Origin of the sequence: Paenibacillus forsythiae T98, from assembly GCF_000520735.1 — a bacterium.
Lineage (GTDB): Bacteria > Bacillota > Bacilli > Paenibacillales > Paenibacillaceae > Paenibacillus_AQ > Paenibacillus_AQ forsythiae.
This window is the reverse complement of record NZ_ASSC01000125.1, coordinates 1-23,266: the sequence shown is the minus strand read 5'-3', so window position 1 is coordinate 23,266 and position 23,266 is coordinate 1. Positions and strand designations below refer to the sequence as shown.

Here is a 23,266-nt window from a genome sequence, read left to right as displayed (position 1 = left end):
AAGGGAGGATTCATACATGAGTCGCAGTTTGAAGAAGGGGCCTTTTATTGATGGCTACCTGCTGAAAAAAGTTGAAGACTTGAACGTTTCGGGCAAAAAAGTAGTCATCAAAACTTGGTCCCGCCGCTCAACCATTTTCCCTCAATTTATCGGACATACGTTTGGTGTGTATGACGGCCGTAAACACGTGCCTGTATACGTAACGGAAGATATGGTAGGTCACAAGTTGGGCGAATTCGCGCCAACGCGTACTTACAAAGGCCACGCGGGTGACGATAAGAAGACGAGAAGATAATCACAGATTCTCTGCTTAGAGAGGAGGGAAAACAATGCAAGCAAAAGCGCATGCAAGATCGGTACGGATTTCCGCTCGTAAAGCGAAGCTGGTTGTTGACTTGATTCGCGGCAAGCAAGTGGGAGAGGCAATCGCCATTCTTCGCCACACTCCGAAATCCGCTTCCCCGGTAGTTGAAAAGCTGCTGAACTCGGCGATCGCCAATGCCGAGCACAACTATTCGATGGACGTAAACAGCCTCTTTATCAGCGAGGTTTTCGTAAACCAAGGTCCAACGATGAAACGGTTCCGCCCGCGCGCAATGGGTCGCGCCAGCCGGATCAACAAACGCACCAGCCACATTACTTTGGTGGTATCTGAGAAATAAGGAGGGATAACGTGTGGGTCAAAAGGTAAATCCAGTCGGACTCCGGATCGGGATTATCCGTGACTGGGAATCCAAATGGTATGCAGGCAAAGAGTTCGGAACACTTCTTCTGGAAGACGTCAAAATTCGGGAATACCTCAAAGGCAAGCTGAAAGATTCCGCTGTTTCCCGTATTGAAATTGAAAGAGCGGCTAGCCGCGTGAACGTTACAATTCATACTGCAAAGCCGGGTATGGTTATTGGTAAGGGCGGCGCTGAAGTCGAAGTGCTTCGCAGCGCGGTGACTCAAATCGCCGGCGGCAAAAAAGTGCACATCAACATTAATGAAATCAAACACCCTGAGCTGGACGCTATTCTCGTTGCCGAGAGCATCGCACAACAGCTGGAGCGTCGCGTATCGTTCCGCCGTGCGCTTAAGCAAGCGATCCAAAGAACAATGCGTTCCGGTGCAAAAGGGATTAAAACTTCGGTCAGCGGACGTCTTGGCGGCGCCGAGATCGCTCGTACGGAAGGCTATAGCGAAGGAACAGTTCCACTTCATACGCTTCGTGCCGATATCGACTACGGAACGGCTGAAGCTCATACGACTTATGGCCGTATCGGTGTAAAAGTATGGATCTATCGTGGAGAGATTCTTCCTACGGCTAAGAAACAAGCTGCTCAGGAAGGAGGCAACTAATCATGTTGGTACCAAAACGTGTTAAGCACCGCAAACAACAACGCGGTCACATGAGGGGTCTGGCAAAAGGCGGCACCGAGCTGAACTTCGGCGAATTCGGTCTGCAAGCTCTGGAGCCATCCTGGATCACTAACCGTCAGATCGAAGCGGCTCGTATCGCGATGACCCGTTACATCAAACGGGGCGGTAAAGTATGGATTAAGATTTTCCCTGACAAGCCGATTACTCAAAAGCCTCTCGAGGTTCGGATGGGTAGCGGTAAAGGTAACGTTGAAAAATGGGTAGCCGTAGTTAAACCGGGCAAAATTATGTTCGAACTCGGAGGCGTATCTGAAGAAATCGCTCGTGAAGCGATGCGTCTTGCCTCTCACAAGCTGCCAGTTAAGACAAAGTTTGTGAAACGTGAAGAATTGGGTGGTGAAGCAAATGAAAGCTAATGAACTTCGCAACTTGACCACTGCCGAGATTGAACAAAAGATTGCTGGCTTCAAAGAAGAGCTGTTTAATCTGCGTTTTCAACTGGCAACAGGCCAACTGGACAACCCGACTCGGATTCGTGATGTGCGTAGAGAAATAGCTCGTGCTAAAACCGTTATCCATGAGAGAGTTCTTGGGATCAGCTAATTGAAACGGATGGAATGATCCGTATCAGGAAGGAGGCTAATTATGAGCGAAGAACGTAACGCGCGCAAAGTGCAAATCGGTAAAGTTGTCAGCGACAAAATGGACAAAACAATCGTAGTTGCCGTTGAAACTTATAAAAAACATGATCTGTACCACAAACGCATTAAATACACCAAGAAATTCAAAGCGCATGATGAGAACAATACTGCCCAAATCGGCGATACTGTGAAAATCATGGAAACTCGTCCGCTCTCCAAGGACAAACGCTGGAGACTGGTTGAAGTGGTGGAAAAAGCGGTTATCATCTAATGCGTCACATGACAGTTTTTCCGAAAGGAGGAAATATCAATGATTCAACCATTTACACGCTTGCATGTAGCTGACAACTCCGGTGCGAAGGAACTGATGTGTATCCGCGTATTGGGCGGTACTGGACGTCGGACAGCAGCTATCGGCGATCTGATCGTTTGCTCGGTAAAACAAGCAACACCAGGCGGCGTTGTCAAAAAAGGTGATGTAGTAAAAGCGGTGGTTGTGCGCACGAAGCGCTCCGTACGCCGCAAGGACGGATCTTACATCGCATTTGACGAGAACGCAGCGGTTGTTGTAAAAGACGACAGAAGCCCGCGCGGAACGCGTATTTTCGGACCAGTTGCTCGCGAACTTCGCGACAAGGATTACATGAAGATCGTTTCCTTGGCACCGGAAGTTATCTAATACCGCTTAGGCGGCTCATATAGCGACTTGCAAAAGGCTTAGAACCAGGAGGTGTAACAAATGCCTAGAGTGAAAAAAGTTCTGGAATCCCATAACAACAAACTGCACGTGAAAAAAGACGATGTGGTTATGGTGATCAGCGGTAAAGACAAAGGCAAGAAGGGCCGCGTCATCGCTGCGTATCCGCGTAAAAACCGCGTACTGGTAGAAGGCGTGAACATGGTGAAGAAACACCAGAAGCCTAACCAGCAAAATCCGCAAGGCGGCATCATCGAGCAGGAAGCTGCAATTCATGTGTCCAACGTTATGCACATCGACCCGAAGAGCGGCAAAGTAACCCGTATCGGCTACAAAGTGCTCGACAACGGCAAGAAAGTTCGCGTAGCGAAAAGATCTGGAGAGATCATCGACTAATACAGCGTTTAAGAAAGGAGGTTAACTCTTCATGGCAGCAAGAATGAAAGAACGTTTTCTGAACGAGATTACGCCGGCTCTGATTCAGAAATTTAACTATAAAACGGTTATGCAAGTTCCGAAAATCGAGAAGGTTGTTATCAACATGGGCGTAGGCGACGCCGTGCAAAACTCGAAGGTGCTTGATTCCGCTGTGAACGATATGCAGCTGATCGCTGGTCAAAAACCGGTAATCACGAAAGCCAAGAAGTCTATCGCCGGTTTCAAACTGCGCGAGAACATGCCGATCGGCGTTAAGGTAACCCTTCGCGGTGAACGCATGTACTACTTCCTGGATAAATTGTTCAACGTAACGCTTCCGCGCGTTCGTGACTTCCACGGTGTATCGACCAAAGCTTTTGACGGCCGCGGCAACTATACACTCGGTCTGAAAGAGCAATTGATTTTCCCTGAGATCGAATATGACAAGGTGGACAAAGTCCGCGGTATGGATATCGTAATCGTAACGACGGCAAAGACGGATGAGGAATCCCGCGAGCTGTTGACTCAGCTGGGAATGCCTTTCGCGAAGTAAGATCGGTCGTCCAATTCTCCGAAACTGTTTAGGAGGTGTCAGGCTAAAGTGGCAAAAACTTCGATGAAAGTTAAGCAACAACGCGCGCCGAAATTCAAAGTTCGTGCATACACACGCTGCGAGCGTTGCGGTCGTCCACATTCGGTACTGCAAAAGTTCAAAATTTGCAGAATTTGTTTCCGTGAATTAGCTTATAAAGGCCAGATTCCTGGCGTCAAAAAAGCAAGCTGGTAAGAAGTTTATATACGGGAAGGAGGTTTACACCAAATGACTATGTCTGATCCTATTGCAGATATGCTTACTCGTATTCGTAACGCCAACATCGTGCGTCACGAAACTGTAGAGCTGCCTGCCTCGACATTGAAAAAACAAATCGCCGATATCCTGAAGCGTGAAGGCTTCATCCGTGATGCGGAATTTGTTGAAGATAGCAAACAAGGGCTTATCCGTATTTTCCTGAAGTACGGCCCGAACCAAGAACGTGTTATTTCCGGTCTGAAAAGAATCAGTAAGCCAGGCCTGCGTGTATATACGAAGAGCAACGAAGTTCCTCGTGTACTCGGCGGACTGGGCATCGCGATTATCTCCACTTCCAAGGGAGTTATGACCGACAAGGAAGCTCGTCAAGCAAAATCCGGCGGCGAAGTTCTCGCCTACGTTTGGTAATCACGTCAGAAGATAAGGAGGTGCAACACAAATGTCTCGTATTGGTCGCAAACCAATCGCAGTACCTAGCGGTGTAGACGTGACGGTGAACAACACTGTCATCACCGTAAAAGGTCCTAAAGGTACTTTGACTCGTGAACTTCATAAGGATATGAAGGTTACAGTTGAAAATAACGAAATTCTTGTTGTTCGTCCTTCGGACAACAAACTGCATCGCTCTCTTCACGGCACAACCCGCTCCGTTGTCAACAACATGGTAAGCGGCGTGACTGAAGGATTCTCCAAATCTCTGGAACTGGTTGGGGTCGGATATCGTGCAAACAAATCCGGAGATAAAATCGTTCTGAACGTCGGCTACTCCCATCCGGTTGAAATTACTCCGGAACCGGGAATCGAGTTCGAAGTTCCTGCCAACACGAAAATTATCGTAAAAGGCATTGACAAAGAACGTGTAGGCGCTTATGCCGCAAAGATTCGCTCTGTACGCGAGCCTGAGCCGTACAAAGGCAAAGGGATTAAATATGAGGGTGAACGCATTATCCGTAAGGAAGGTAAAGCCGGTAAGAAGAAATAAGCCGGCTCGCCTTGATTCCAGGATGCTTATTGCGTCTTGACGTGAAGCTGCCTTAAGGCAAACTGAAGGGAGTGAAAAGGAAGTCATGATTACCAAAGAGGATAAAAATAAAGCTCGTGTTAAAAGACACCTGCGTGTACGCAAGAAAATCCAAGGTACTACCGAACGCCCTCGCCTGAATGTGTTCCGTTCTTCCAAACACATTTATGCTCAACTGATCGATGATGTTAAAGGCGTAACGATCGTATCCGCGTCGACGCTTGATAAAGAACTGAAAGATTCTGTTGGCAATGGCGGCAGTGTTGAAGCTGCAAGCAAAGTTGGCCAACTGGTCGCAAAGCGCGCCAAAGAAAAAGGACATACCGCTGTGGTATTTGACCGCGGAGGCTACCTGTATCATGGACGGATTCAAGCGCTTGCTGATGCGGCTCGCGAAGCTGGACTTGAATTCTAGAAACATTCTTAAAAGGAGGTTAACGACTTGCGTGTAGATCCAAATACTTTAGAGCTGACAGAAAGAGTTGTTCACATTAACCGCGTTGCTAAAGTTGTAAAAGGCGGACGCCGTTTCAGCTTCAGCGCATTGGTTGTTGTCGGCGATGGCAAAGGCTGGGTCGGTGCGGGTATCGGTAAAGCCGGCGAAGTTCCGGATGCGATCCGCAAAGGCATCGAAGACGCCAAGAAAAACTTGATCCACGTTCCACTCGTAGGAACGACGATTCCTCACCTAGTTAACGGACATTTCGGCGCTGGACGCGTTCTGCTGAAGCCGGCATCGCAAGGTACCGGTGTTATTGCTGGCGGACCTGTTCGTGCGGTACTGGAGCTGGCTGGTGTAGGCGATATTTTGACAAAATCTTTAGGTTCTTCGAACTCCATGAATATGGTCAATGCAACTTTGGAGGGATTGTCCCGTCTGAAGCGTATTGAAGAGGTCGCGAAGCTTCGCGGCAAATCTATCGAAGAGCTTCGCGGTTAAGGAGGGGAACGTCAATGGCGAAATTGCAAATCACCCTCGTTCGCAGTTTGATCGGACGTCCGGAAACACAACGTGTGACGGTTAAGACGCTCGGCCTGCGCAAGCTCAATTCGTCTGTGGTTCACAATGATAATCCTGCGATTCGCGGAATGATCAATAAAGTGAGCCATCTCGTATCCGTGACTGAAATTGAAGGCTAAGTCGCCTTTTACCCATTAATTGATATAAGGAGGTGCAAACGATGAAGTTACATGAACTCGCTCCGGCTCCTGGTTCCCGCAAAGAACGCAATCGTGTAGGTCGCGGTACTTCCAGCGGTAACGGCAAAACATCCGGCCGTGGTCATAAAGGTCAAAACTCTCGTTCCGGCGGTGGTGTTCGTCCGGGCTTCGAGGGTGGCCAGAACCCACTCTATCGTCGTCTGCCTAAGCGTGGATTCGTCAATCCTACCCGTAAAGAGTATGCGATTGTGAACCTGGAGGAACTGAACAGCTTTGCAGAAGGAACGGAAGTTACGCCTCAACTGCTGCTCGAAACAGGCGTTGTAAAGAACGCGAAGAGCGGCATCAAAATCCTCGGCAACGGTGAAATCACTGTAAAACTTACGGTTCAAGCAAACAAGTTCTCTCAATCTGCGGTAGAGAAAATCGAAGCTGCCGGCGGTAAAACCGAGGTGATCTAATGTTTAAGACGCTTAAGAATATATGGCGTGTTGAAGATTTACGCAAAAAAATTCTGTTCACCCTGTTCGTATTTATCATCTACCGCATCGGTTCGTTCGTGCCGGTTCCCGGTGTGGACAAATCGGTGTTTGAATCAACAGGCAACGAGGCTGGAAATGCCTTGATGAATCTGTTCAACACCTTCTCGGGCGGAGCGCTTAAAAACTTCTCCATCTTTGCGATCAGCATTTACCCGTACATTACGGCATCCATTATCGTGCAGCTTTTGTCGATGGATGTAGTGCCGAAATTTGCCGAATGGGCAAAGCAGGGCGAGCACGGTAAAAAACAGCTGGCGCAAATTACCCGTTACGGTACGGTAGTGTTGGCTCTGATTCAGGGGTTCGCAACCTCTATCGGATTCAACCGGATCTATAATACGAACATGATGCCAAACGCAACGATTGCGGATTATCTGCTCGTTGCCATTATTTTGACGGCAGGCACTTCATTTCTGATGTGGCTTGGTGAACAAATTACCGAGAGAGGTATCGGAAACGGGATTTCGATTCTGATCTTTGCGGGAATCGTCGCAAACATTCCGGGATATTTCACTGCAACGGCGCAATCGAGCTTCATCCAGCCGGGGCAGACTTTCCTGAATATTCTTAAAGTCGTGGTCATAGCAATCGTGGTTGTGGCGATTATTGTAGGGGTTATTTTTGTACAGCAAGGCATTCGCAAGATTCCCGTTCAATATGCCAAACGCGTAGTCGGAAACAAGATGTATGGTGGACAGAATACGCATATTCCGCTTAAAATCAATGCGGCGGGTGTAATTCCTGTTATCTTTGCCGCATCGCTGCTTCAATTCCCGATTGTTATCACCACCTTCTGGTCGACTCATGCCTGGGCACAGTGGATTTCCCAGAACCTTTCGCTATCCAAACCGCTCGGCATGGTCCTCTACGTGATCATGATCATCGGATTTACGTTCTTCTACACGTTCGTCCAGATGAATCCGCAGCAAATGGCGGATAACATGAAGAAGAACGGCGGCTATATCCCGGGCATTCGCCCAGGTAAAGCGACGGAGAAGTATCTGACCCGGGTAATGTCCCGACTGACCATGTCAGGCGCGCTGTTCCTGGCCATCATCTCTGTGCTTCCGGTATTCTTCGGCACCGTGACCGGCTTACCTCATTCGGTACAGATCGGCGGCACCTCGCTGCTCATCGTGATCGGCGTCGCGCTGGATACCATGAAGCAGATCGAGAGCCAATTGATTAAACGCCATTACAAAGGCTTCATTAACAAATAGGCGATAGGTTCCGGTGAAGCGGCTCATTTACAGACTTCCCGGCGCCTATTGTGCTGTTTCTTGCCTGGTGGCGATCCAGCTAAAGGGGAGAGACGTAAGGTGAACATCCTTTTCATGGGCCCGCCTGGGGCAGGCAAGGGGACGCAAGCTGCGGTTATCGTAAAAGAACTGGAGATACCTCATATCTCGACGGGAGACGCTTTTCGTCTTGCGATCAAACAGGGAACTCCAGTCGGCCTGAAGGCCAAATCTTTTATAGATCAAGGCTTGCTTGTACCGGATGATGTAACGATTGGAATTGTGGAAGAGCGGCTGCAGCAGTCCGATTGCGAAAAAGGTTTTTTATTGGACGGCTTTCCAAGAACTCTTTCGCAAGCGGAAGCGCTGGATGAGCTTCTTGCCCGCATGAATACTTCTCTGGACCATGTTATCAATTTGAACGTGGACCGCGGACTGCTTATGGCCCGTCTGACCGGACGGCGGATTTGCAAGGTATGCGGTGCATCGTATCATTTGATTTTCAACCCGCCGAAACAAGAAGGTATCTGCGACATCGATGGCGGCGAGTTGTATCAGCGTCCTGATGATAACGAAGAAAGTGTTGGCAAGCGTTTGGATGAGTATGACAACAAGACGGCGCCGCTGCTTCACTTTTACGGGGATAAAGGTCTGTTGCGTCAGGTAAACGGGGAAAACGAAATCGACGTCGTTTCTGCCGAAATTGTATCTTTACTGCGAGGTTAGTGTAATGATCATATGTAAGTCCGAACAGGAACTTGCCTTTATGAGAGAAGCGGGACGAATTGTTGCCGAGACTCACCGCCTTATGGAACAGGCTATCGAGCCTGGGATTACGACAGGGGAGCTCGACAGAATCGCCGAACAATACATTCGCAGTCAAGGTGCTGTGCCGTCATTCAAAGGCTACAATGGTTTTCCTGCCAGCATTTGCGCTTCAGTCAACGATCAGTTGGTGCATGGATTTCCCGGCAAACGCAAACTGGTGGAAGGCGATATCATATCGCTGGACATTGGAGCGCAGTACAAGGGATATCACGGCGATTCCGCCTGGACCTATGGGGTAGGCAGCATATCTGAAGAAGCCCAGCGGCTCCTCAATGTGACGGAAGGCTCCCTGTACGCAGGCCTTGAGCTGATTAAGCCGGATGTGCGCCTGTTTACAATCTCCCACGCTATTCAAAAATATATCGAAGAAGCCGGATTCTCGGTGGTACGCGAGTATGTTGGGCATGGTGTTGGGGCAGAACTGCATGAAGAACCGCAAATTCCGAACTACGGCATTGCAGACCGCGGTCCGCGGCTTAAAGCGGGCATGGTACTCGCCATTGAGCCGATGGTCAATGCGGGCAAACGTTATGTCCGAACGCTGGAAGATAACTGGACGGTCGTGACGGTGGACGGTTCGCTGTGCGCTCACTTTGAGCATACGGTGGCGGTTACTCCGGACGGCATGGAAATTTTCACGAAACTGAATGCGTAGGTGATCTTTGTTGAATGCCGAGAGCAGCCCGCAAGTCGGTCAATTGGTGAAAATACTCAAAGGCAAGGAAGCCGGAGAGGTTGCCGTGGTCATCGCTGTTGTAGACAGCAGGTTTGTGTATATTGCGGACGGAGGCAAGCGCAAGTTTGACGGACCGAAGAAGAAGAACATTCTTCATCTGGAGTTCACTCCGATCATCAGCAGCGAGGTTGTGAACAGTCTGAAAGAAACCGGTCGGGTAACGAATGGAAAGCTGCGCTATGCAGTGATGAACTATGTGCGTTCCGCCGGAATAAGCGCTATGAAGAAAGGAGAATAGCTGTGGCCAAAGAAGATGTCATTGAAGTGGAAGGCACCGTCATTGAACCGTTGCCGAACGCAACGTTTAAGGTTGAGCTGGAGAACGGCCATCAGATCCTTGCTCACGTGTCGGGTAAGCTGCGGATGCACTTTATCCGTATTTTGACCGGCGATAAAGTGGTCGTGCAGTTATCGCCTTATGATTTAACCAAAGGTCGTATAACTTACCGTAAATAGATGGAAACTCCGATTGAAATTCTGCTCCATGGGGAGCATGAATGCACGCTTTTTTGAAGCCAGTTTTACTACCTGTAAAACTGAGCGGGCGATCATTTCTAAGCCAGTTTTACTGCGTAAAACTTTGAGGAGGTAATAAGCATGAAGGTAAGACCTTCTGTAAAGCCCATTTGCGAGAAATGCAAAGTCATCCGCCGCAAAGGGACTGTAATGGTAATTTGCGAAAATCCGAAACACAAACAAAAACAAGGTTAAAGAAGGGGGTGTAGCGTAAAATGGCTCGTATAGCTGGAGTGGATTTGCCACGTGACAAACGCGTTGAGATCGCCTTGACTTATATTTTCGGAATCGGTAGAACGACTTCCCAGAAAATTCTTAAAGAAACAGGGATCGACGTTAACACACGTGTCCGTGATTTGACGGAAGATGAAGTCAGCAAACTGCGTGAAACGATCGACAAATCGGTCAAAGTGGAAGGTGACCTGCGTCGTGAAATTTCCTTGAATATTAAACGTCTTACCGAGATTGGCTGCTATCGCGGTGTTCGCCACCGTCGCGGCTTGCCGGTTCGCGGTCAACGTACCAAGACGAATGCCCGTACCCGGAAAGGCCCGCGTCGTACAGTAGCAAACAAGAAGAAATAATAAGGGGGGATAAGAGACAATGGCTAAACCGAAAAAAGTCGTACGTACCAAACGTCGCGACCGTAAAAATATCGAATCCGGCGTGGCGCATATCCGTTCCACGTTCAACAATACCATCGTTACCATCACGGACCCTCACGGCAACGCTATTTCCTGGGCAAGCTCCGGCGGCCAAGGATTTAGGGGTTCCCGTAAGTCGACTCCGTTCGCAGCCCAAATGGCGGCAGAAGTTGCAGCCAAGGCAGCTATGGAGCACGGCATGAAGAGTGTCGAGGTTATGGTTAAAGGACCGGGCGCGGGCCGCGAGGCAGCCATCCGTTCCCTTCAGGCCGCGGGCCTTGAAGTTAACCTCATTAAAGACGTCACTCCGGTTCCGCACAATGGATGCCGTCCGCCGAAACGTCGCCGCGTATAGTGAATCAGCGATGTAAATGTGGTATAAATCCGGCACCATCTGCTAATAATGGTTGTTTAGGCATACTACATGATACACCTGATGGGGTGACCGTTTCATATAGGAGCGACGTTTTAAGGAGGGTACACTCGTGATAGAAATCGAAAAGCCGAAGATTGAGACCGTAGAAGCCAATGATGAAGGAACCTATGGGAAATTCGTAGTAGAACCGCTGGAACGTGGATATGGCACGACTCTGGGGAACTCGCTTCGCCGGATCCTGCTGTCCTCCCTTCCGGGAGCCGCAGTGACCTCGGTCCAAATTGACGGCGTTCTGCATGAGTTCTCCACCGTTCCCGGCGTAATGGAAGACGTGACCGAAATCATTTTGAACCTCAAAGCTCTTTCCCTGAAAATTCATTCAGATGAAGAGAAAGTGTTCGAGATTGATGCTGAAGGGGAAGGCGTCGTAACCGCAGGTGACATCCGTGCGGACAGCGATGTTGAGATCCTTAACCCGGACCTTCATATTGCAACGCTGGGACCTGGCGCGAGACTTCACATGCGTATTTTTGCAGGCCGGGGTCGCGGCTATGTCCAAGCGGATCGTAACAAGCGCGAAGACCAGCCGATCGGCGTCATCCCGGTAGATTCCATCTACACTCCGATTTCCCGTGTGAATTACACCATCGACAATACACGTGTCGGTCAAGTGACCAACTACGATAAGTTGACGATGGAAATCTGGACAGATGGCAGCATCCGACCGGAAGAGGCCGTCAGCCTCGGAGCCAAAATTTTGAATGAGCATCTTGTTTTGTTCGTGGGTCTCACGGATGAAGCGAAGGATGCCGAAATTATGGTTGAAAAAGAAGAAGACAAGAAAGAAAAAGTGCTTGAGATGACAATCGAGGAGCTGGATCTTTCGGTTCGTTCCTACAACTGTCTCAAACGCGCCGGCATCAATACGGTGCAGGAGCTTACCACGAAGACGGAAGAAGATATGATGAAGGTCCGCAACCTGGGCCGCAAATCTTTGGAAGAAGTTCAGGAGAAGCTCGAAGAGCTCGGTTTGGGTCTGCGTACCGAAGAATAAGCGACAAGATTGACGAAGTAGAGGAGGGAAAAACATGGCATACCAAAAGTTGGGCCGTGATTCCAGTGCGCGTAAAGCATTGTTCCGCGACCTGGTAACGGACCTGTTCTTATATGAGCGCATCCAGACGACGGAAGCGAAAGCGAAGGAAGTTCGTACCATCGCCGAGAAACTGATCACGAAAGCGAAGAAAGGCGATCTGCATGCCCGTCGTCAAGTAGCAGCGTTCGTACGCCGCGAAACTGTTGACGGAGAGCAGGATGCAATTCAAAAGCTGTTCGCTGAAATCGCACCGCGCTATACAGAACGTCCAGGCGGATACACTCGTATCCTGAAGCTCGGACCTCGCCGCGGCGACTCGGCGCCTATGGTTTACCTTGAACTGGTAGACCGCGCCTAGTAACAAGCAGCAAGCATTTTGATTTCCCGATTGCCCTGTTGTCCATCTCTTTAGGAGAAGGATTGGGGATGATCCGTTATTGTATCAGTGGAATATGGCCCGGCTCTTCTTGCGGAGAGGCGGCGTCATGTCCCGGCTCCTACCGACGGCGTGATCTACTGGATATCTGCATAGGTGTCCGCCAGTCGTGCAGTAAACCGCGGAAATCCGCTTGTTCAATGGAAGGAGCTCCCGAAGGGGCTTCTTTTTTTTGGAAGGAGAGCCGAATGCGCAATCTATTCATGAAAGTCACCTATGACGGTACGAGCTATGACGGCTTTCAGACCCAGCCGGAAGGCAATACGGTGCAGGATATGCTGGAGCGGGCCATAACCCATCTGACCGGCGAAGTGGTGAAAATCACCGCTTCCGGCCGCACGGACGCTGGAGTGCATGCCTACGGGCAGCCCTTTAATTTCGAGACGGCCTCGCTAATACCGCTTGAACGCTGGTGTTTGGCGCTGAACGCTCGTTTGCCGGAAGATATCGTCGTTACGGAAGCGCATGAAGTGCCGCTTTCTTTTCATTCCCGCCGGGCGGCCAAGCGGAAGACCTATCGCTACACGATCAATGGCAACCGGTTCCCTGATCCGTTTCAACGGCGTCTGCAGTTCCATCATCCTGTGACTCTGAATGTTCCCGCAATGGAACAGGGGCTGCCCTTTCTGATCGGCACTCATGACTTCACTTCCTTTGCATCGAGGAAATCGACGAAGGCATCGCATGTCCGTACGATTTACGAAGCGCATATGGAGGTAGACCGCAGCATGTGCCGGCCGGATTCGTCCGACCAGGGGGTCATTCATACTTACATTACCGGCAGCGGCTTTTTGCAGCATATGGTGAGAATTATAATGGGTACGCTGATTCAAGTGGGAGAAGGCAAGCGCAGACCGGAGAGTATGGCGGATATTCTGGCGGCATGTGACAGGGCGGCGGCCGGACCGACAGCGGTGGCCAAAGGGCTGGCTCTTTGGAGCGTCAATTACGGGGACGCCGGGGATTGATGACTATTTATTGACGAAAAAAGTTAATGGACGATTGAAAAATCCCTTGCACTCAGTATGTTTATCCTGTAAAATAAAAGTTGTGTTTTCTTGATGGCTATCCCACAGCCCCGATCAAGGGAACCCCAAAAATGCTTTACCCAACAACCAAAAATGTAATTTCGATGAGAAATCAGATATACGAGATTTTCGTACGAGAACAAGGAGGAACTATTCATGCGTACCACCTACATGGCGAAGCCGAACGAAGTTGAACGCAACTGGCATATTATTGATGCCGAAGGCAAAACACTCGGCCGTCTGGCAAGTGAAGCCGCCGCTTTGATCCGCGGTAAACACAAACCACAATTTACACCTCATGTGGATACTGGCGATTTCGTCATTGTCATCAACGCAGAGAAGATTCACTTGACTGGCAAGAAACTGCAAAACAAGAAATACTATCGTCACTCTTTGCATCCAGGCGGTCTTAAAGTAACCACAGCTGAAACCTTGCTGAACAGCAAACCTGAGCGTGTAATCGAATCCGCCGTTCACGGCATGATTCCGAAGACCCGTCAAGGCAATGCAATGAAGCTGAGATTGAAAGTATATGCCGGCGCCGAGCATCCACACGCAGCACAAAAACCTGAAGTTTACGAACTTCGCGGATAAGAATAAGGGAGGACAGTTTCATGGCACAAGTACAATACTATGGGACAGGTCGTCGTAAACATTCGGTAGCACGTGTTCGCCTCGTACCGGGTGAAGGACGCATTGTCATTAACAAACGCGACATCAACGAATATTTTGGTTTGGAAACACTCAAACTGATTGTTAAACAACCTTTGACTCTGACTGAAACGCTGGGCAGCTATGACGTTCTGGTTATCGCTCATGGCGGCGGAATCTCCGGCCAAGCCGGCGCAATCCGTCACGGCATTTCCCGCGCTCTGCTGAAAGCAGATCCGGAATACCGTTCTTCCTTGAAGAAAGCCGGATTCCTGACTCGCGACCCACGTATGAAGGAACGTAAGAAATACGGCCTCAAAGCCGCTCGCCGCGCTCCTCAGTTCTCGAAACGTTAATATTCCTTGTAATCAAGGAAATTCAGCCTCTGGCCCTCCAAGCCGGGGGCTTTTATCTATTGGGAATGTCATCTTACAATGTTTTAATGCTGAAATATCATTGACATCCCATGGGAAAGTTATATACTTATTTCATATTAACTTAGTTGGAATTTAAGCTAAAGTTTTAATTTGGGATGGAGGAATACGTAATGAATTTGCTTGAAAAAGAAGAGTTGATCAAAGTGAAGGCCGAAGAATTAGAGCATGCCACGCCGGAGGAAATTATTCGCTGGGCGGTGGAAACTTTTCCAAATATAACGTTTGCCTGCAGCTTTGGAGCCGAAGACGTTGTGCTGGTCGATATGGTGCAGAAGGTAAGCCCATCTACCGATATTTTCTACTTGGATACGGATTTTCACTTCCAGGAAACCTATGAAACCAGAGATAAGATGGAAGCCAAATATAATCTGGAATTTGTGCGGGTCTCCCCGCAAATCACGCCTGAGGAGCAAGCCAAGCAGTACGGAGAAGAGCTCTGGAAGACTGAGCCGAACCAATGCTGCAATATCCGCAAAGTAGAGCCTCTGACACGGATTCTTTCCAAGTATGATGCATGGATTACCGGCATTCGCCGCGATCAGGCTCCGACCCGCGCCAATGCGAAGAAGATCGAATATGATTACAAATTTGGTCTGGTCAAATTCAACCCGATTGCGGATTGGACAACCGAAGATGTATGGAACTACATCCGCGCCAACGATATCATCTACAATCCGCTGCATGACCGCCATTTCCCAAGCATCGGCTGTGAACATTGCACACGAGCCGTTATGCCTGGCGAAGATCCGCGTGCGGGCCGGTGGTCCGGCTCTGACAAGACGGAATGTGGACTGCACAAGTAAGACCTATTAATCGTTACAACAGAGAAGGGAAGAAGATAGATGACTGCAATTCTTCCGCATGGCGGAACGTTGATCAATCGGATAGCTGAGGGCAAGGAGAGAGAACGGCTGCTTCAGGAAGCGGCAGAATTCAAGCGGATCGCTATTAATACATGGACGATTTCGGATCTGGATTTGATCGGTGTCGGCGCATTTTCACCGCTGACCGGTTTTCTGAACGAAGAGGACTATCATTCCGTAGTCAAGAATATGCGTCTTGCGAGCGGAACGGTATGGAGCATTCCCGTTACGTTGTCTCTTGGGGATGAGGAAGCCGCTGCTTTGGCGATCGGCGAGAAAGTGGCTTTGGTCGGTGAAGAGGACAGCGTAATCTACGGAGTTCTGGATGTCGAGAGCATTTACAGTGTCGATCAGCAGGTCGAAGCGCAGAATGTATTTAAGACAACCGATCCGGAGCATCCGGGCGTAAGCAAACTGCTTGCCCGTAATGCAACTTATGTCGGCGGTCCGATCACGGTTCTGAACCGTCCGCAGCCGGAGAAATTCGGAGAGTTCTACTTTGATCCGGCCAAGACCCGCGAAATTTTTGCGGAAAAAGGCTGGAGAACGGTTGTCGGCTTTCAGACCCGCAATCCCGTTCACCGCGCCCATGAATACATTCAAAAGTCTGCCATGGAGATTGTAGACGGGTTGTTCCTGAACCCGCTGGTAGGCGAGACGAAATCAGATGATGTTCCGGCGAATGTCCGCATGAAGAGTTACCTCGCTCTGCTCGAAAATTACTATCCGCAGAACCGGACGTTCCTTGGCGTATTCCCGGCAGCCATGCGCTATGCGGGTCCGCGTGAAGCCATTTTCCATGCCATGGTCCGCAAAAATTACGGCTGCACCCATTTTATCGTAGGCCGCGACCATGCCGGTGTTGGCGACTACTACGGCACGTATGAAGCGCAGGAGATTTTCTCCAACTTCACTGCCGATGAACTCGATATTACACCGCTGTTCTTCGAGCACAGCTTCTTCTGCAAGAAATGCGGCAACATGGCTTCGAGCAAGACATGCCCTCATACCAAGGAAGACCATGTGGCTCTGTCAGGCACCAAAGTGCGTGCCATGCTGCGTGAAGGCGTATGCCCGCCGCCGGAATTCTCCCGGCCGGAGGTTGCGCAAATTCTCATTGAAGGCATGAAGGAAGTCACGATCTCATAAGGCTATCGATTTAAGGTACTATTTGACCCTCTTGTCCCATATAGATGAGTAGAATCTATCGGGACGAGGGGGTTTTTGTTATGTCCGGCCGTAAAGGTAACAAAGTCTCGGTCTGGATCTCTTGGAGCGGCATGAAAAAGGGGATTGGGGGCATCGCCCTTATAGCCCTGCTGCTGGGCATTATTTCGTATGATATGCCTACCGCGAGAACGTGGAACTACTGGAGCCTGCCGCTGTCCGGCAAGGTCATTGCGATTGATGCGGGACATGGCGGTCCCGACGGGGGAGCGGTCAGCCGGGGAGGTCTGATTGAAAAAGACATCAATTTGGCCGTCTCGCTCTATTTGCGCGATTATCTGCAGCAGGCGGGGGCCGTCGTCGTCATGACGCGTGAAGCCGATTACGATCTGGCCGGATCAGATACGAGGGGCTATGCCAAGCGTAAGACAGAGGATCTTAAACAGCGGGTCCGGACGATTGAGAACGAGAACGCCGATCTTTTCATAAGCATACACATGAACAGCATGCCTTCCAACCGCTGGAGCGGCGCCCAAGTCTTCTACTATCCGAACCATTCGGATAATGAAGCTCTGGCCAGACTTGTGCAGGAAGAGATCCGGATAGCGCTTGCGAATACCGACCGAATTGCGAAAACAGTTAAGACTGTATATCTGCTCCAGGTGCTGCGGATGCCATCCATTCTGGTCGAGGTGGGATTTCTGTCCCATCCGCAAGAATCGGTTCTGCTTGGCGATGACCTGTACCAACGGAAAGTGGCGACTAGCATTTACAGAGGCATTCTACGCTATGAAGCCGGCGAACACGCGAAGGACTACTCATCCCCTCAACGGTAATGCTATAATAGACAGAAATCAGATCCGGTCAATAAACTGCCGGCTACAGAACAGGGGTGTTTTCCAATGCTGTCCAGGGAACAAATACAAGAATTACTGCAGCCAGTTACCGACCCGGAAACTGGAAAAAGCCTGGTAGAACTGCAGTTGATCCGCGATATTATGATTAAGGAAGATCGTATCTCCTTATCGCTGATATGTCCGGAAACGGATGAAACGAAGCGGATGAAGCTCGAACAGGAAGTAAGGGATCGTCTGCGGGAAGGCGGCGCAGAGAATGTTCATATCCGGTTGCGGGATATAACAGATCATGAACGGTCCAAGCTAAGGCGCGAAGCGGCCCCCGAAGAAGAGAAGCTGCAAGGGCATGCGGCCGGTCTTGAGGGCCTCGGGCTGTTAAACAAGAATTCCGGTATTCATTTCATTGCCATAGCAAGCGGAAAGGGCGGAGTCGGCAAATCGACCGTTACCGTGAACTTGGCTGCCGCGCTTGCGCGTAAGGGCAAAAGAGTCGGTTTGATTGATGCCGATATATACGGCTTCAGCGTTCCGGACATGATGGGAATTGAGGAAGCGCCCGTCGTCGAAGACGGAACGATTATTCCTGTTGAGCGATTCGGTGTAAAAGTGATGTCTATGGGCTTTTTTATCCGCGAGAATAACCCGGTGATTTGGCGCGGTCCAATGCTGGGCAAAATGCTGCGTCAATTCTTCAGCGACGTCGGTTGGGGAGAGCTTGACTACATGCTGCTGGACCTGCCTCCGGGAACGGGCGATGTGGCACTTGACGTCCATCAGATGCTGCCGCAGAGCAAAGAGGTTATCGTGACCACCCCCCATGCGACAGCGGCTTTTGTAGCGGCGAGAGCGGGCACTATGGCGCTGCAGACGGATCATGAGATTCTCGGGGTTATTGAAAATATGGCTTATTATCAATGCTCTGCCTGCGGTCAAAAGGATTACATCTTCGGTCGCGGCGGGGGAGCAAGATTGGCCGAGAGCCTGCACACGGATCTGATCGGGCAAATTCCGCTTGGAGCGCCGGACAACACTGTTTCCGATCCCGATTTCTCCCCATCCGTCTACAAAGCGGGCACGGGCACGGCGGAGTTGTTTGACGAAATTGCAGCTCGGCTTATTTTGAAATGTGAATAAATAACAAGAAGCCAGGCTCTATGATTGGAGTTCCTGGCTTTTTAATACCCCAAAGTCCGCTACGCCTCTTGCTCAAGTTTCGTGCCCGAGCGATCTTATTGCTGTTGCCCATCTCCGCCGCCGCTGTCTCCACCGCTATCTCCGCCTGAGCTTTCCTGGCCGCCTCCTCCTTTTTTCTCAACCTTTGGCTGGAGCTCTTCCTGAACTACCGTTTTAAGCAAGGCCAGCACTTCCATACGGAACAGGGGATTCTGCATCGTCTCCTGCATAACGGTCATAGTCTGCTTCCGATAATCCGGCGTTTTGGTAAGATCAAGGAACATTTTCATCATTTCGGGAGATTTCATGATTGCGGCAACCGATTTCTGATAGCTTGGGTCTTTGATCAGTTGAAGATGCAACTGCTTGCTCTGCGAACTGATGGCTTTGGCAAAATCCCCGGCAAACTGCGGGTCCGTCATAATTTTTTCGATTTCCTTCTGATACTCCGGAGCCGTAATCGTATCCTTTACAGCGAGACGAATTTGTTCATTGGTCTGAAGCGGCATCATCTTCATGCTCATTGTGCCGCTTCCGCCGCCCCCCCCGCCAGGTGAGGAGATGGCTTCCTCCACCGCCTTTTTGCCTTCCTCGCTTTTTAATATATCGACGACCATGGTCTTCATTTCCTTGTAACTGAACTGCTGGGACGAAGAGCTGCTCTGTTCGCTTCCGCAGGCCGTTAAGACCAGAATCAGGCCGAGCGCAATCCCGCTGTTCCGTAATACCGCCCGTCTCATGAATGCCGTCCTCCTTTAACTTGGGGATACTGCAATGTAGTATGCCGTGGAGCAGACTCATTTATGTTCTGGCGGCAATGGTTTTTTGTCGGCAACCTTGGTAAAATAAATCTGTCAGGAGGTGGGCGGCCTGAATATAAGGAAATGGTTTCATCTGTTCTGGACAACGCTGCTGGTTGGTTCCGGAGGAGCTGTCGCAGCAGGCATGGCGCTTCAGGGGATAAGCGGCGCCGTTCCATTCAAAGGCTTAACGGACTTCTTCCTTTATGCGCTTATTTTATTTGGCTATGGAATGCTTGTAAGCGTCTACGCTCAGCTCGGCTTCTTTGCTTACCTGATTCTCAACTACATGGGCTTCGGCGTATTTCCGCGAAAAATATGGCAATACATCCAGCTTGCGCTGGCAGTTATCGCTTTGTTTGATTTGTTTTTTCTGCGTTCGTTCGTGGGGGGAGAGCGCAGCCTCGCATCCGATTCGGCGCTTGGTCTGACTCTACTGCTTGCGGCTCTTGCCGTCGCTTATTTCAAAGTGCGGGATACCAACGCTTCGGCCTGGATTCCGACCTTCTTCTTCATGACCGGCGTCACCATTGTCGAAATGATCGGCGTGCTGAGGCTTGGCGTGGATAATGCCACGATGTTTATCGTCGTTCCGTTAATCGCTTGCAATGCATTCCAGATTTTGAGACTTCATCGCATTTTGCGGCCAGCCGCCGGATGGTCCGAGTGATTTGCCCAACTCTATTTTCGAGGGATCGGAAGCGGGGTTATTGGCGCAAGGGGCGATCGCGATTAAGTTTCGGAGGGAGGGGTATATATGAACATCGAGCGATATATGATAAAAGATACAGACGGCCAAATACTTCCCAAGCTTGATCCAGACGAAACGGGAGGCTTCAAAAAAGCGGAGGCCGAGGCGAAAATGGCTTCGCTCAAGGAACGGCTTGGCAAGCTCCAGGACATTTTTTTCGCCCAAAAGAAATATGCGCTGCTGATCGTCCTTCAAGGAATGGATTCGAGCGGTAAGGACGGCACGGTAAAGCATGTTTTTTCCGGCATCAATCCGCAGGGCTTTACCGTCACCAGCTTTAAAAAGCCGACCCTGGATGAGTCGGCCCATGATTTTTTATGGAGAGTGCATAAACAGACCCCGGCAAAAGGATATATATCCGCCTTCAACCGCTCCCATTACGAGGATGTTCTTGTGCCCCGTGTCCATGGTGACCAGGCTAAGGATGAGACCAAACGGCGCTTCCGCCATATCCGGCACTTTGAAGAGATGCTGACGGAGGAGAACACGCTCATCATCAAGCTGTTTCTGCATATATCGGAGGACAGACAGCTGGAAAAAATCCGGGAACGGCTTCAGGACCCGACCAAGCATTGGAAGTTTGATGTGAGCGATCTGGAAGAACGGAAATATTGGGACGACTACCAGAAGGCTTACGAAGATATTTTTAAAGAGACGTCTACAGATCACGCGCCATGGTACTGGATTCCGGCCAATCATCGCTGGTTCCGCAACTATTTGGCATTGAACATCGTAGTTAAGACATTGGAAAAGCTAAAGCTCTCGTATCCTGAATTGAACACGCCGACTCCGGATATTTCCGAATTGATCTCCCCGCGGCATTAAGCAAATTGAAATTCCCGCGCCATAATGATTACAGACCTGCGGCATCCTCCAACCGATCGCTAAGCCACGCTGAATCTCTTACCTCTTTGCCCTCGGTGCTTCCCTGGCTGATTAATTCGGAGACCGTCACAAATTCATAGCCTTGACTGCGCAGTGCATCAATGATATGAGGCAGCGCTTCGTGGGTTTGTTTGCAGGAGTCGCTGGCATGGAGCAGCACGATATCACCGGGATGAGCTTTGCCGGTCACGCGCTTCACGATATTTTCGACGCCGATATTTTTCCAATCCAGCGAATCGGTATCCCATTGGATGACTTTATAGCCGAGATCGTTTGCCACCTGTAGAACTCTTTTGTCAAAATCTCCGTTGGGCATGCGGATCAGCTTCGGTTCTTTCCCGGTTAATTCACTCAAAATCGTGCCTGCTGTCGTAATCTGATTTCGGATTTCCTCACTGCTCAGCGTGCTGTAATTGACATGCTTGTGGCCGTGGCTGCCGATCTCATACCCGGCATTTTTAATATTTGCCACGATGTCCTGATGCGTCTTGCTCCATGGAGAAGACAGAAAGAATGTCGCCTTGTCTACCTTCTTGTCCTCAAGCACCTTCAGGATAGGCCCCGGGCGTTTTTCACCCCAACTGATGTCAAAGGTCAAGGCAATGAGCTTTTTCTCCGTAGGCACGCTGTAAACGGCGGAAGGGGGAGATTCGGAAAAGACGGTAATATTGCCGCGCTCTACATAAACGACTCCGGCAGCAAGCAGAGCAGCGGCGCAAATATAGAAGAAACGTTTTATTTTTTTGCCGCTGAATACATAAAAGGAATTCATTAACTCAAGGCTCCTCTCCCATACGAAAGCTTGTTTGTTCTAAATGTATGCTCGTACGGGAAGGTTATGACTTGGTGTAAAACGAAACCCCTAAGGAGGTAAGACATGTTCTCCATATTTACTTTTGGCCGCGATCTTTACGAAATACGCAAAGCGCTTATCCTCTCATGTCTGATCTTCATAGTCGGCATTGCAGCCGGATGGATTGGAACGGGAAGCCTGGAACGGCTTCTAGTGCAGCAGCTTGAAGGCCTGGGCAGCATTAGCGAAAAATTGAGGGAATCTTCCAATCCGCAGTTAAGCCTTTTTGTATTTATCTTTTTGAACAATAGCATTAAAGGGGTGCTGATTATTTTCTTGGGGGCCTTGTTCGGTATTCTTCCGGCTGTCTTTCTCCTGGTCAACGGGGCCGTCATCGGTTACTTGGTGCACTCATTCGCTCTTCAGGGAAGGGATGTATTCGAGCTGATTGTCAAGGGGCTGCTGCCGCACGGGATTATTGAAATCCCCGCCATCATTATTGCCTGTGCGTTCGGCCTCCAGTTTGGCGCCAGGGCGGCGGCAAGTATGCTGAGAAGAACCCGGACCGGGGGAGATTGGCCATCTTTTATGCGTCAGACGCTGACGGCTTCCATCTGGGTCGTAATATTGCTGCTCATTGCGGCGGTTATCGAGAGTACCGTTACTTTCGCCCTCTTGTCATAAAATTGCGAATTATGGCACATACCAGTTAAACGCAACCCAAATCCAGGGTAATGAACAGTGTTAGTTAAATATCAGCATGAACAGGTAAAAAAATATAATTATGGTTATTATTCGGGGTCTTAGGTTAATCTAGTGTAAGCGGCAGCGCAACATTCGAACCGAACCCCGGTTTTAATAAAAATAAATGAAGGAGGCCAAGCATATGTTGGGTATGTTATTCAACGAAAAAGAATGCAAAGAACTGGACTATGTTTTGCGTAAAGAGCTGGACGAAATGCTGCTGGACCTCAGTGATCAACGACTGGATCAAAATATCAGGCATGCCATTGCCAACAGATACAAGACGGTCTTTCGGATGTACGCCCGTTTTGCACCCCAAAAGGAACTCTCCAAATACGCTTGGGGCGGCCGCTCTTCCCAGATCAAACATTAAATAAAAAGCAGGATGATTCATAAATAAAAGGGTTGACTAAGAAGGAAGCGCCGTGATATATTATATCTCGCGCTCCTTTTTGTTGTATTGAGGAGACGCCGGCAAGAAGAAAGAATGAAAAAGAGTTTTAAAAAAAGCTTGCCAAACAGATAGACAGTGTGATATATTATAAAGGTCGCTGCTGATGAGAAGTTGAGCGGCGGCAAAGAAGTTTGATCTTTG

39 protein-coding genes are annotated in these 23,266 nt (G+C 49.8%); 37 read left to right on the top strand and 2 right to left on the bottom strand.

Annotation, left to right across the window (positions count from 1 at the left end; all coding sequences use genetic code 11):
- Window positions 1–16: 16 nt before the first annotated feature.
- The 33 genes from rpsS to L692_RS0104335 all read left to right on the top strand — a co-directional run bounded on the left by rpsS (window position 17) and on the right by L692_RS0104335 (window position 18,659).
- Window positions 17–295, top strand: a complete 279-nt coding sequence (gene rpsS / locus L692_RS0104490) for a 30S ribosomal protein S19 (RefSeq protein ID WP_025336671.1) — start codon at window positions 17–19, stop codon at window positions 293–295.
- Window positions 296–329: 34 nt separating this feature from the next.
- On the top strand, window positions 330–662 hold the full coding sequence (gene rplV / locus L692_RS0104485) for a 50S ribosomal protein L22 (protein WP_025697576.1): 333 nt from the start codon (window positions 330–332) through the stop codon (window positions 660–662).
- A 13-nt stretch (window positions 663–675) separates the two neighbouring features.
- The gene (gene rpsC / locus L692_RS0104480; protein ID WP_025697574.1) at window positions 676–1,341 is read left to right on the top strand and encodes a 30S ribosomal protein S3; all 666 of its coding nucleotides are present in this window, start codon (window positions 676–678) and stop codon (window positions 1,339–1,341) included.
- A gap of 2 nt (window positions 1,342–1,343) precedes the next feature.
- Window positions 1,344–1,778: a 50S ribosomal protein L16 gene (rplP, locus tag L692_RS0104475; protein WP_025697572.1), complete on the top strand. Its 435-nt coding sequence runs from the start codon at window positions 1,344–1,346 to the stop codon at window positions 1,776–1,778.
- Complete coding sequence (gene rpmC / locus L692_RS0104470) at window positions 1,768–1,965, top strand: 50S ribosomal protein L29 (protein WP_025693031.1); 198 nt, start codon at window positions 1,768–1,770, stop codon at window positions 1,963–1,965. The genes rplP and rpmC overlap by 11 nt, the downstream gene beginning before the upstream one ends.
- 42 nt (window positions 1,966–2,007) lie before the next feature.
- Window positions 2,008–2,274, top strand: a complete 267-nt coding sequence (gene rpsQ, locus L692_RS0104465; RefSeq protein ID WP_025336666.1) for a 30S ribosomal protein S17 — start codon at window positions 2,008–2,010, stop codon at window positions 2,272–2,274.
- Between the two features lie 39 nt (window positions 2,275–2,313).
- Window positions 2,314–2,682, top strand: a complete 369-nt coding sequence (rplN, locus tag L692_RS0104460; protein WP_019908234.1) for a 50S ribosomal protein L14 — start codon at window positions 2,314–2,316, stop codon at window positions 2,680–2,682.
- A 60-nt stretch (window positions 2,683–2,742) separates the two neighbouring features.
- Window positions 2,743–3,096: a 50S ribosomal protein L24 gene (gene rplX / locus L692_RS0104455; protein WP_084463070.1), complete on the top strand. Its 354-nt coding sequence runs from the start codon at window positions 2,743–2,745 to the stop codon at window positions 3,094–3,096.
- Window positions 3,097–3,127: 31 nt separating this feature from the next.
- Window positions 3,128–3,670 (top strand): 50S ribosomal protein L5, encoded by a 543-nt coding sequence (rplE, locus tag L692_RS0104450; RefSeq protein WP_025694126.1) that lies wholly within the window; start codon window positions 3,128–3,130, stop codon window positions 3,668–3,670.
- Window positions 3,671–3,718: 48 nt separating this feature from the next.
- On the top strand, window positions 3,719–3,904 hold the full coding sequence (locus L692_RS31025) for a type Z 30S ribosomal protein S14 (protein WP_010348808.1): 186 nt from the start codon (window positions 3,719–3,721) through the stop codon (window positions 3,902–3,904).
- A gap of 33 nt (window positions 3,905–3,937) precedes the next feature.
- Window positions 3,938–4,336, top strand: a complete 399-nt coding sequence (rpsH, locus tag L692_RS0104445; RefSeq protein WP_025697567.1) for a 30S ribosomal protein S8 — start codon at window positions 3,938–3,940, stop codon at window positions 4,334–4,336.
- A gap of 31 nt (window positions 4,337–4,367) precedes the next feature.
- Window positions 4,368–4,910 (top strand): 50S ribosomal protein L6, encoded by a 543-nt coding sequence (rplF, locus tag L692_RS0104440; protein WP_025697566.1) that lies wholly within the window; start codon window positions 4,368–4,370, stop codon window positions 4,908–4,910.
- 85 nt (window positions 4,911–4,995) lie between these two features.
- Window positions 4,996–5,364 (top strand): 50S ribosomal protein L18, encoded by a 369-nt coding sequence (rplR, locus tag L692_RS0104435; protein WP_025697565.1) that lies wholly within the window; start codon window positions 4,996–4,998, stop codon window positions 5,362–5,364.
- Between the two features lie 27 nt (window positions 5,365–5,391).
- Window positions 5,392–5,889: a 30S ribosomal protein S5 gene (rpsE, locus tag L692_RS0104430; RefSeq protein WP_025693034.1), complete on the top strand. Its 498-nt coding sequence runs from the start codon at window positions 5,392–5,394 to the stop codon at window positions 5,887–5,889.
- A gap of 14 nt (window positions 5,890–5,903) precedes the next feature.
- Complete coding sequence (gene rpmD / locus L692_RS0104425) at window positions 5,904–6,089, top strand: 50S ribosomal protein L30 (protein WP_025697563.1); 186 nt, start codon at window positions 5,904–5,906, stop codon at window positions 6,087–6,089.
- 41 nt (window positions 6,090–6,130) lie between these two features.
- The gene (gene rplO / locus L692_RS0104420; RefSeq protein WP_025693036.1) at window positions 6,131–6,571 is read left to right on the top strand and encodes a 50S ribosomal protein L15; all 441 of its coding nucleotides are present in this window, start codon (window positions 6,131–6,133) and stop codon (window positions 6,569–6,571) included.
- Window positions 6,571–7,872 (top strand): preprotein translocase subunit SecY, encoded by a 1,302-nt coding sequence (gene secY / locus L692_RS0104415; protein ID WP_025697562.1) that lies wholly within the window; start codon window positions 6,571–6,573, stop codon window positions 7,870–7,872. Before rplO ends, secY begins: the two co-directional genes overlap by 1 nt.
- Before the next feature lie 99 nt (window positions 7,873–7,971).
- On the top strand, window positions 7,972–8,616 hold the full coding sequence (locus L692_RS0104410; RefSeq protein ID WP_025697560.1) for an adenylate kinase: 645 nt from the start codon (window positions 7,972–7,974) through the stop codon (window positions 8,614–8,616).
- A 4-nt stretch (window positions 8,617–8,620) separates the two neighbouring features.
- Window positions 8,621–9,373: a type I methionyl aminopeptidase gene (gene map / locus L692_RS0104405; protein ID WP_025697558.1), complete on the top strand. Its 753-nt coding sequence runs from the start codon at window positions 8,621–8,623 to the stop codon at window positions 9,371–9,373.
- A gap of 10 nt (window positions 9,374–9,383) precedes the next feature.
- Window positions 9,384–9,692: a KOW domain-containing RNA-binding protein gene (locus tag L692_RS0104400; RefSeq protein WP_025697556.1), complete on the top strand. Its 309-nt coding sequence runs from the start codon at window positions 9,384–9,386 to the stop codon at window positions 9,690–9,692.
- A gap of 2 nt (window positions 9,693–9,694) precedes the next feature.
- A complete protein-coding gene (gene infA, locus L692_RS0104395) occupies window positions 9,695–9,910 on the top strand; it encodes a translation initiation factor IF-1 (RefSeq protein WP_006212898.1) in 216 nt (71 codons plus the stop codon).
- Window positions 9,911–10,051: 141 nt separating this feature from the next.
- On the top strand, window positions 10,052–10,165 hold the full coding sequence (gene rpmJ / locus L692_RS0104390) for a 50S ribosomal protein L36 (protein WP_003322638.1): 114 nt from the start codon (window positions 10,052–10,054) through the stop codon (window positions 10,163–10,165).
- Between the two features lie 20 nt (window positions 10,166–10,185).
- A complete protein-coding gene (gene rpsM, locus L692_RS0104385) occupies window positions 10,186–10,554 on the top strand; it encodes a 30S ribosomal protein S13 (protein WP_025693041.1) in 369 nt (122 codons plus the stop codon).
- A gap of 19 nt (window positions 10,555–10,573) precedes the next feature.
- Window positions 10,574–10,969 carry a 30S ribosomal protein S11 gene (gene rpsK, locus L692_RS0104380; protein ID WP_025336652.1) on the top strand — a complete coding sequence of 132 codons (396 nt, stop codon included), beginning with the start codon at window positions 10,574–10,576 and terminating at the stop codon, window positions 10,967–10,969.
- 130 nt (window positions 10,970–11,099) lie between these two features.
- Window positions 11,100–12,044 (top strand): DNA-directed RNA polymerase subunit alpha, encoded by a 945-nt coding sequence (locus L692_RS0104375; protein ID WP_025693043.1) that lies wholly within the window; start codon window positions 11,100–11,102, stop codon window positions 12,042–12,044.
- Window positions 12,045–12,078: 34 nt separating this feature from the next.
- On the top strand, window positions 12,079–12,444 hold the full coding sequence (gene rplQ, locus L692_RS0104370) for a 50S ribosomal protein L17 (protein WP_025697554.1): 366 nt from the start codon (window positions 12,079–12,081) through the stop codon (window positions 12,442–12,444).
- Window positions 12,445–12,710: 266 nt separating this feature from the next.
- Window positions 12,711–13,490, top strand: coding sequence for a tRNA pseudouridine(38-40) synthase TruA (truA, locus tag L692_RS0104365; RefSeq protein ID WP_025697553.1), 780 nt, complete (start codon window positions 12,711–12,713; stop codon window positions 13,488–13,490).
- Between the two features lie 216 nt (window positions 13,491–13,706).
- Complete coding sequence (gene rplM / locus L692_RS0104360) at window positions 13,707–14,144, top strand: 50S ribosomal protein L13 (protein WP_025693046.1); 438 nt, start codon at window positions 13,707–13,709, stop codon at window positions 14,142–14,144.
- A gap of 20 nt (window positions 14,145–14,164) precedes the next feature.
- On the top strand, window positions 14,165–14,557 hold the full coding sequence (rpsI, locus tag L692_RS0104355) for a 30S ribosomal protein S9 (RefSeq protein ID WP_025693047.1): 393 nt from the start codon (window positions 14,165–14,167) through the stop codon (window positions 14,555–14,557).
- 191 nt (window positions 14,558–14,748) lie between these two features.
- Window positions 14,749–15,441: a phosphoadenylyl-sulfate reductase gene (locus L692_RS0104350; protein ID WP_025697551.1), complete on the top strand. Its 693-nt coding sequence runs from the start codon at window positions 14,749–14,751 to the stop codon at window positions 15,439–15,441.
- A 39-nt stretch (window positions 15,442–15,480) separates the two neighbouring features.
- Complete coding sequence (sat, locus tag L692_RS0104345; RefSeq protein ID WP_025697549.1) at window positions 15,481–16,650, top strand: sulfate adenylyltransferase; 1,170 nt, start codon at window positions 15,481–15,483, stop codon at window positions 16,648–16,650.
- 80 nt (window positions 16,651–16,730) lie between these two features.
- Window positions 16,731–17,504, top strand: coding sequence for an N-acetylmuramoyl-L-alanine amidase CwlD (gene cwlD / locus L692_RS0104340; protein ID WP_025697547.1), 774 nt, complete (start codon window positions 16,731–16,733; stop codon window positions 17,502–17,504).
- A gap of 66 nt (window positions 17,505–17,570) precedes the next feature.
- Window positions 17,571–18,659, top strand: coding sequence for an Mrp/NBP35 family ATP-binding protein (locus L692_RS0104335; RefSeq protein WP_025697545.1), 1,089 nt, complete (start codon window positions 17,571–17,573; stop codon window positions 18,657–18,659).
- A gap of 95 nt (window positions 18,660–18,754) precedes the next feature.
- On the opposite strand, the gene gerD is transcribed toward L692_RS0104335, so the two are convergent.
- Window positions 18,755–19,438: a spore germination lipoprotein GerD gene (gene gerD, locus L692_RS0104330; RefSeq protein ID WP_025697544.1), complete on the bottom strand. Its 684-nt coding sequence runs from the start codon at window positions 19,436–19,438 to the stop codon at window positions 18,755–18,757.
- Window positions 19,439–19,559: 121 nt separating this feature from the next.
- On the opposite strand from gerD, the gene L692_RS0104325 reads away from it, so the two are divergent.
- Both L692_RS0104325 and L692_RS0104320 read left to right on the top strand, forming a co-directional pair.
- Window positions 19,560–20,168, top strand: a complete 609-nt coding sequence (locus tag L692_RS0104325) for a KinB-signaling pathway activation protein (RefSeq protein WP_312001353.1) — start codon at window positions 19,560–19,562, stop codon at window positions 20,166–20,168.
- 87 nt (window positions 20,169–20,255) lie between these two features.
- Window positions 20,256–21,074 carry a PPK2 family polyphosphate kinase gene (locus L692_RS0104320; protein ID WP_025697541.1) on the top strand — a complete coding sequence of 273 codons (819 nt, stop codon included), beginning with the start codon at window positions 20,256–20,258 and terminating at the stop codon, window positions 21,072–21,074.
- 28 nt (window positions 21,075–21,102) lie between these two features.
- On the opposite strand, the gene pdaB is transcribed toward L692_RS0104320, so the two are convergent.
- Window positions 21,103–21,906: a polysaccharide deacetylase family sporulation protein PdaB gene (pdaB, locus tag L692_RS0104315; RefSeq protein ID WP_025697540.1), complete on the bottom strand. Its 804-nt coding sequence runs from the start codon at window positions 21,904–21,906 to the stop codon at window positions 21,103–21,105.
- A 105-nt stretch (window positions 21,907–22,011) separates the two neighbouring features.
- On the opposite strand from pdaB, the gene L692_RS0104310 reads away from it, so the two are divergent.
- Together L692_RS0104310 and L692_RS0104305 are read left to right on the top strand one after the other, a co-directional pair.
- Window positions 22,012–22,611, top strand: coding sequence for a stage II sporulation protein M (locus L692_RS0104310; RefSeq protein ID WP_025697538.1), 600 nt, complete (start codon window positions 22,012–22,014; stop codon window positions 22,609–22,611).
- 202 nt (window positions 22,612–22,813) lie between these two features.
- A complete protein-coding gene (locus L692_RS0104305) occupies window positions 22,814–23,044 on the top strand; it encodes a hypothetical protein (RefSeq protein ID WP_025690203.1) in 231 nt (76 codons plus the stop codon).
- Window positions 23,045–23,266 lie beyond the last annotated feature (222 nt).

Bases quoted from the DNA above. Each gene is read 5' to 3' on its own strand.
- rpsS (WP_025336671.1), top strand. From the start codon at position 17: ATGAGTCGCAGTTTGAAGAAGGGGCCTTTTATTGATGGCTACCTGCTG.
- rplV (WP_025697576.1), top strand. From the start codon at position 330: ATGCAAGCAAAAGCGCATGCAAGATCGGTACGGATTTCCGCTCGTAAA.
- rplP (WP_025697572.1), top strand. From the start codon at position 1,344: ATGTTGGTACCAAAACGTGTTAAGCACCGCAAACAACAACGCGGTCAC.
- rpmC (WP_025693031.1), top strand. From the start codon at position 1,768: ATGAAAGCTAATGAACTTCGCAACTTGACCACTGCCGAGATTGAACAA.
- rpsQ (WP_025336666.1), top strand. From the start codon at position 2,008: ATGAGCGAAGAACGTAACGCGCGCAAAGTGCAAATCGGTAAAGTTGTC.
- rplN (WP_019908234.1), top strand. From the start codon at position 2,314: ATGATTCAACCATTTACACGCTTGCATGTAGCTGACAACTCCGGTGCG.
- rplX (WP_084463070.1), top strand. From the start codon at position 2,743: ATGCCTAGAGTGAAAAAAGTTCTGGAATCCCATAACAACAAACTGCAC.
- rplE (WP_025694126.1), top strand. From the start codon at position 3,128: ATGGCAGCAAGAATGAAAGAACGTTTTCTGAACGAGATTACGCCGGCT.
- rpsH (WP_025697567.1), top strand. From the start codon at position 3,938: ATGACTATGTCTGATCCTATTGCAGATATGCTTACTCGTATTCGTAAC.
- rplF (WP_025697566.1), top strand. From the start codon at position 4,368: ATGTCTCGTATTGGTCGCAAACCAATCGCAGTACCTAGCGGTGTAGAC.
- rplR (WP_025697565.1), top strand. From the start codon at position 4,996: ATGATTACCAAAGAGGATAAAAATAAAGCTCGTGTTAAAAGACACCTG.
- rpmD (WP_025697563.1), top strand. From the start codon at position 5,904: ATGGCGAAATTGCAAATCACCCTCGTTCGCAGTTTGATCGGACGTCCG.
- rplO (WP_025693036.1), top strand. From the start codon at position 6,131: ATGAAGTTACATGAACTCGCTCCGGCTCCTGGTTCCCGCAAAGAACGC.
- secY (WP_025697562.1), top strand. From the start codon at position 6,571: ATGTTTAAGACGCTTAAGAATATATGGCGTGTTGAAGATTTACGCAAA.
- map (WP_025697558.1), top strand. From the start codon at position 8,621: ATGATCATATGTAAGTCCGAACAGGAACTTGCCTTTATGAGAGAAGCG.
- rpmJ (WP_003322638.1), top strand. From the start codon at position 10,052: ATGAAGGTAAGACCTTCTGTAAAGCCCATTTGCGAGAAATGCAAAGTC.
- rpsM (WP_025693041.1), top strand. From the start codon at position 10,186: ATGGCTCGTATAGCTGGAGTGGATTTGCCACGTGACAAACGCGTTGAG.
- rpsK (WP_025336652.1), top strand. From the start codon at position 10,574: ATGGCTAAACCGAAAAAAGTCGTACGTACCAAACGTCGCGACCGTAAA.
- rplQ (WP_025697554.1), top strand. From the start codon at position 12,079: ATGGCATACCAAAAGTTGGGCCGTGATTCCAGTGCGCGTAAAGCATTG.
- truA (WP_025697553.1), top strand. From the start codon at position 12,711: ATGCGCAATCTATTCATGAAAGTCACCTATGACGGTACGAGCTATGAC.
- rplM (WP_025693046.1), top strand. From the start codon at position 13,707: ATGCGTACCACCTACATGGCGAAGCCGAACGAAGTTGAACGCAACTGG.
- rpsI (WP_025693047.1), top strand. From the start codon at position 14,165: ATGGCACAAGTACAATACTATGGGACAGGTCGTCGTAAACATTCGGTA.
- L692_RS0104350 (WP_025697551.1), top strand. From the start codon at position 14,749: ATGAATTTGCTTGAAAAAGAAGAGTTGATCAAAGTGAAGGCCGAAGAA.
- sat (WP_025697549.1), top strand. From the start codon at position 15,481: ATGACTGCAATTCTTCCGCATGGCGGAACGTTGATCAATCGGATAGCT.
- cwlD (WP_025697547.1), top strand. From the start codon at position 16,731: ATGTCCGGCCGTAAAGGTAACAAAGTCTCGGTCTGGATCTCTTGGAGC.
- L692_RS0104335 (WP_025697545.1), top strand. From the start codon at position 17,571: ATGCTGTCCAGGGAACAAATACAAGAATTACTGCAGCCAGTTACCGAC.
- gerD (WP_025697544.1), bottom strand. From the start codon at position 19,438: ATGAGACGGGCGGTATTACGGAACAGCGGGATTGCGCTCGGCCTGATT.
- L692_RS0104320 (WP_025697541.1), top strand. From the start codon at position 20,256: ATGAACATCGAGCGATATATGATAAAAGATACAGACGGCCAAATACTT.
- pdaB (WP_025697540.1), bottom strand. From the start codon at position 21,906: ATGAATTCCTTTTATGTATTCAGCGGCAAAAAAATAAAACGTTTCTTC.
- L692_RS0104310 (WP_025697538.1), top strand. From the start codon at position 22,012: ATGTTCTCCATATTTACTTTTGGCCGCGATCTTTACGAAATACGCAAA.
- L692_RS0104305 (WP_025690203.1), top strand. From the start codon at position 22,814: ATGTTGGGTATGTTATTCAACGAAAAAGAATGCAAAGAACTGGACTAT.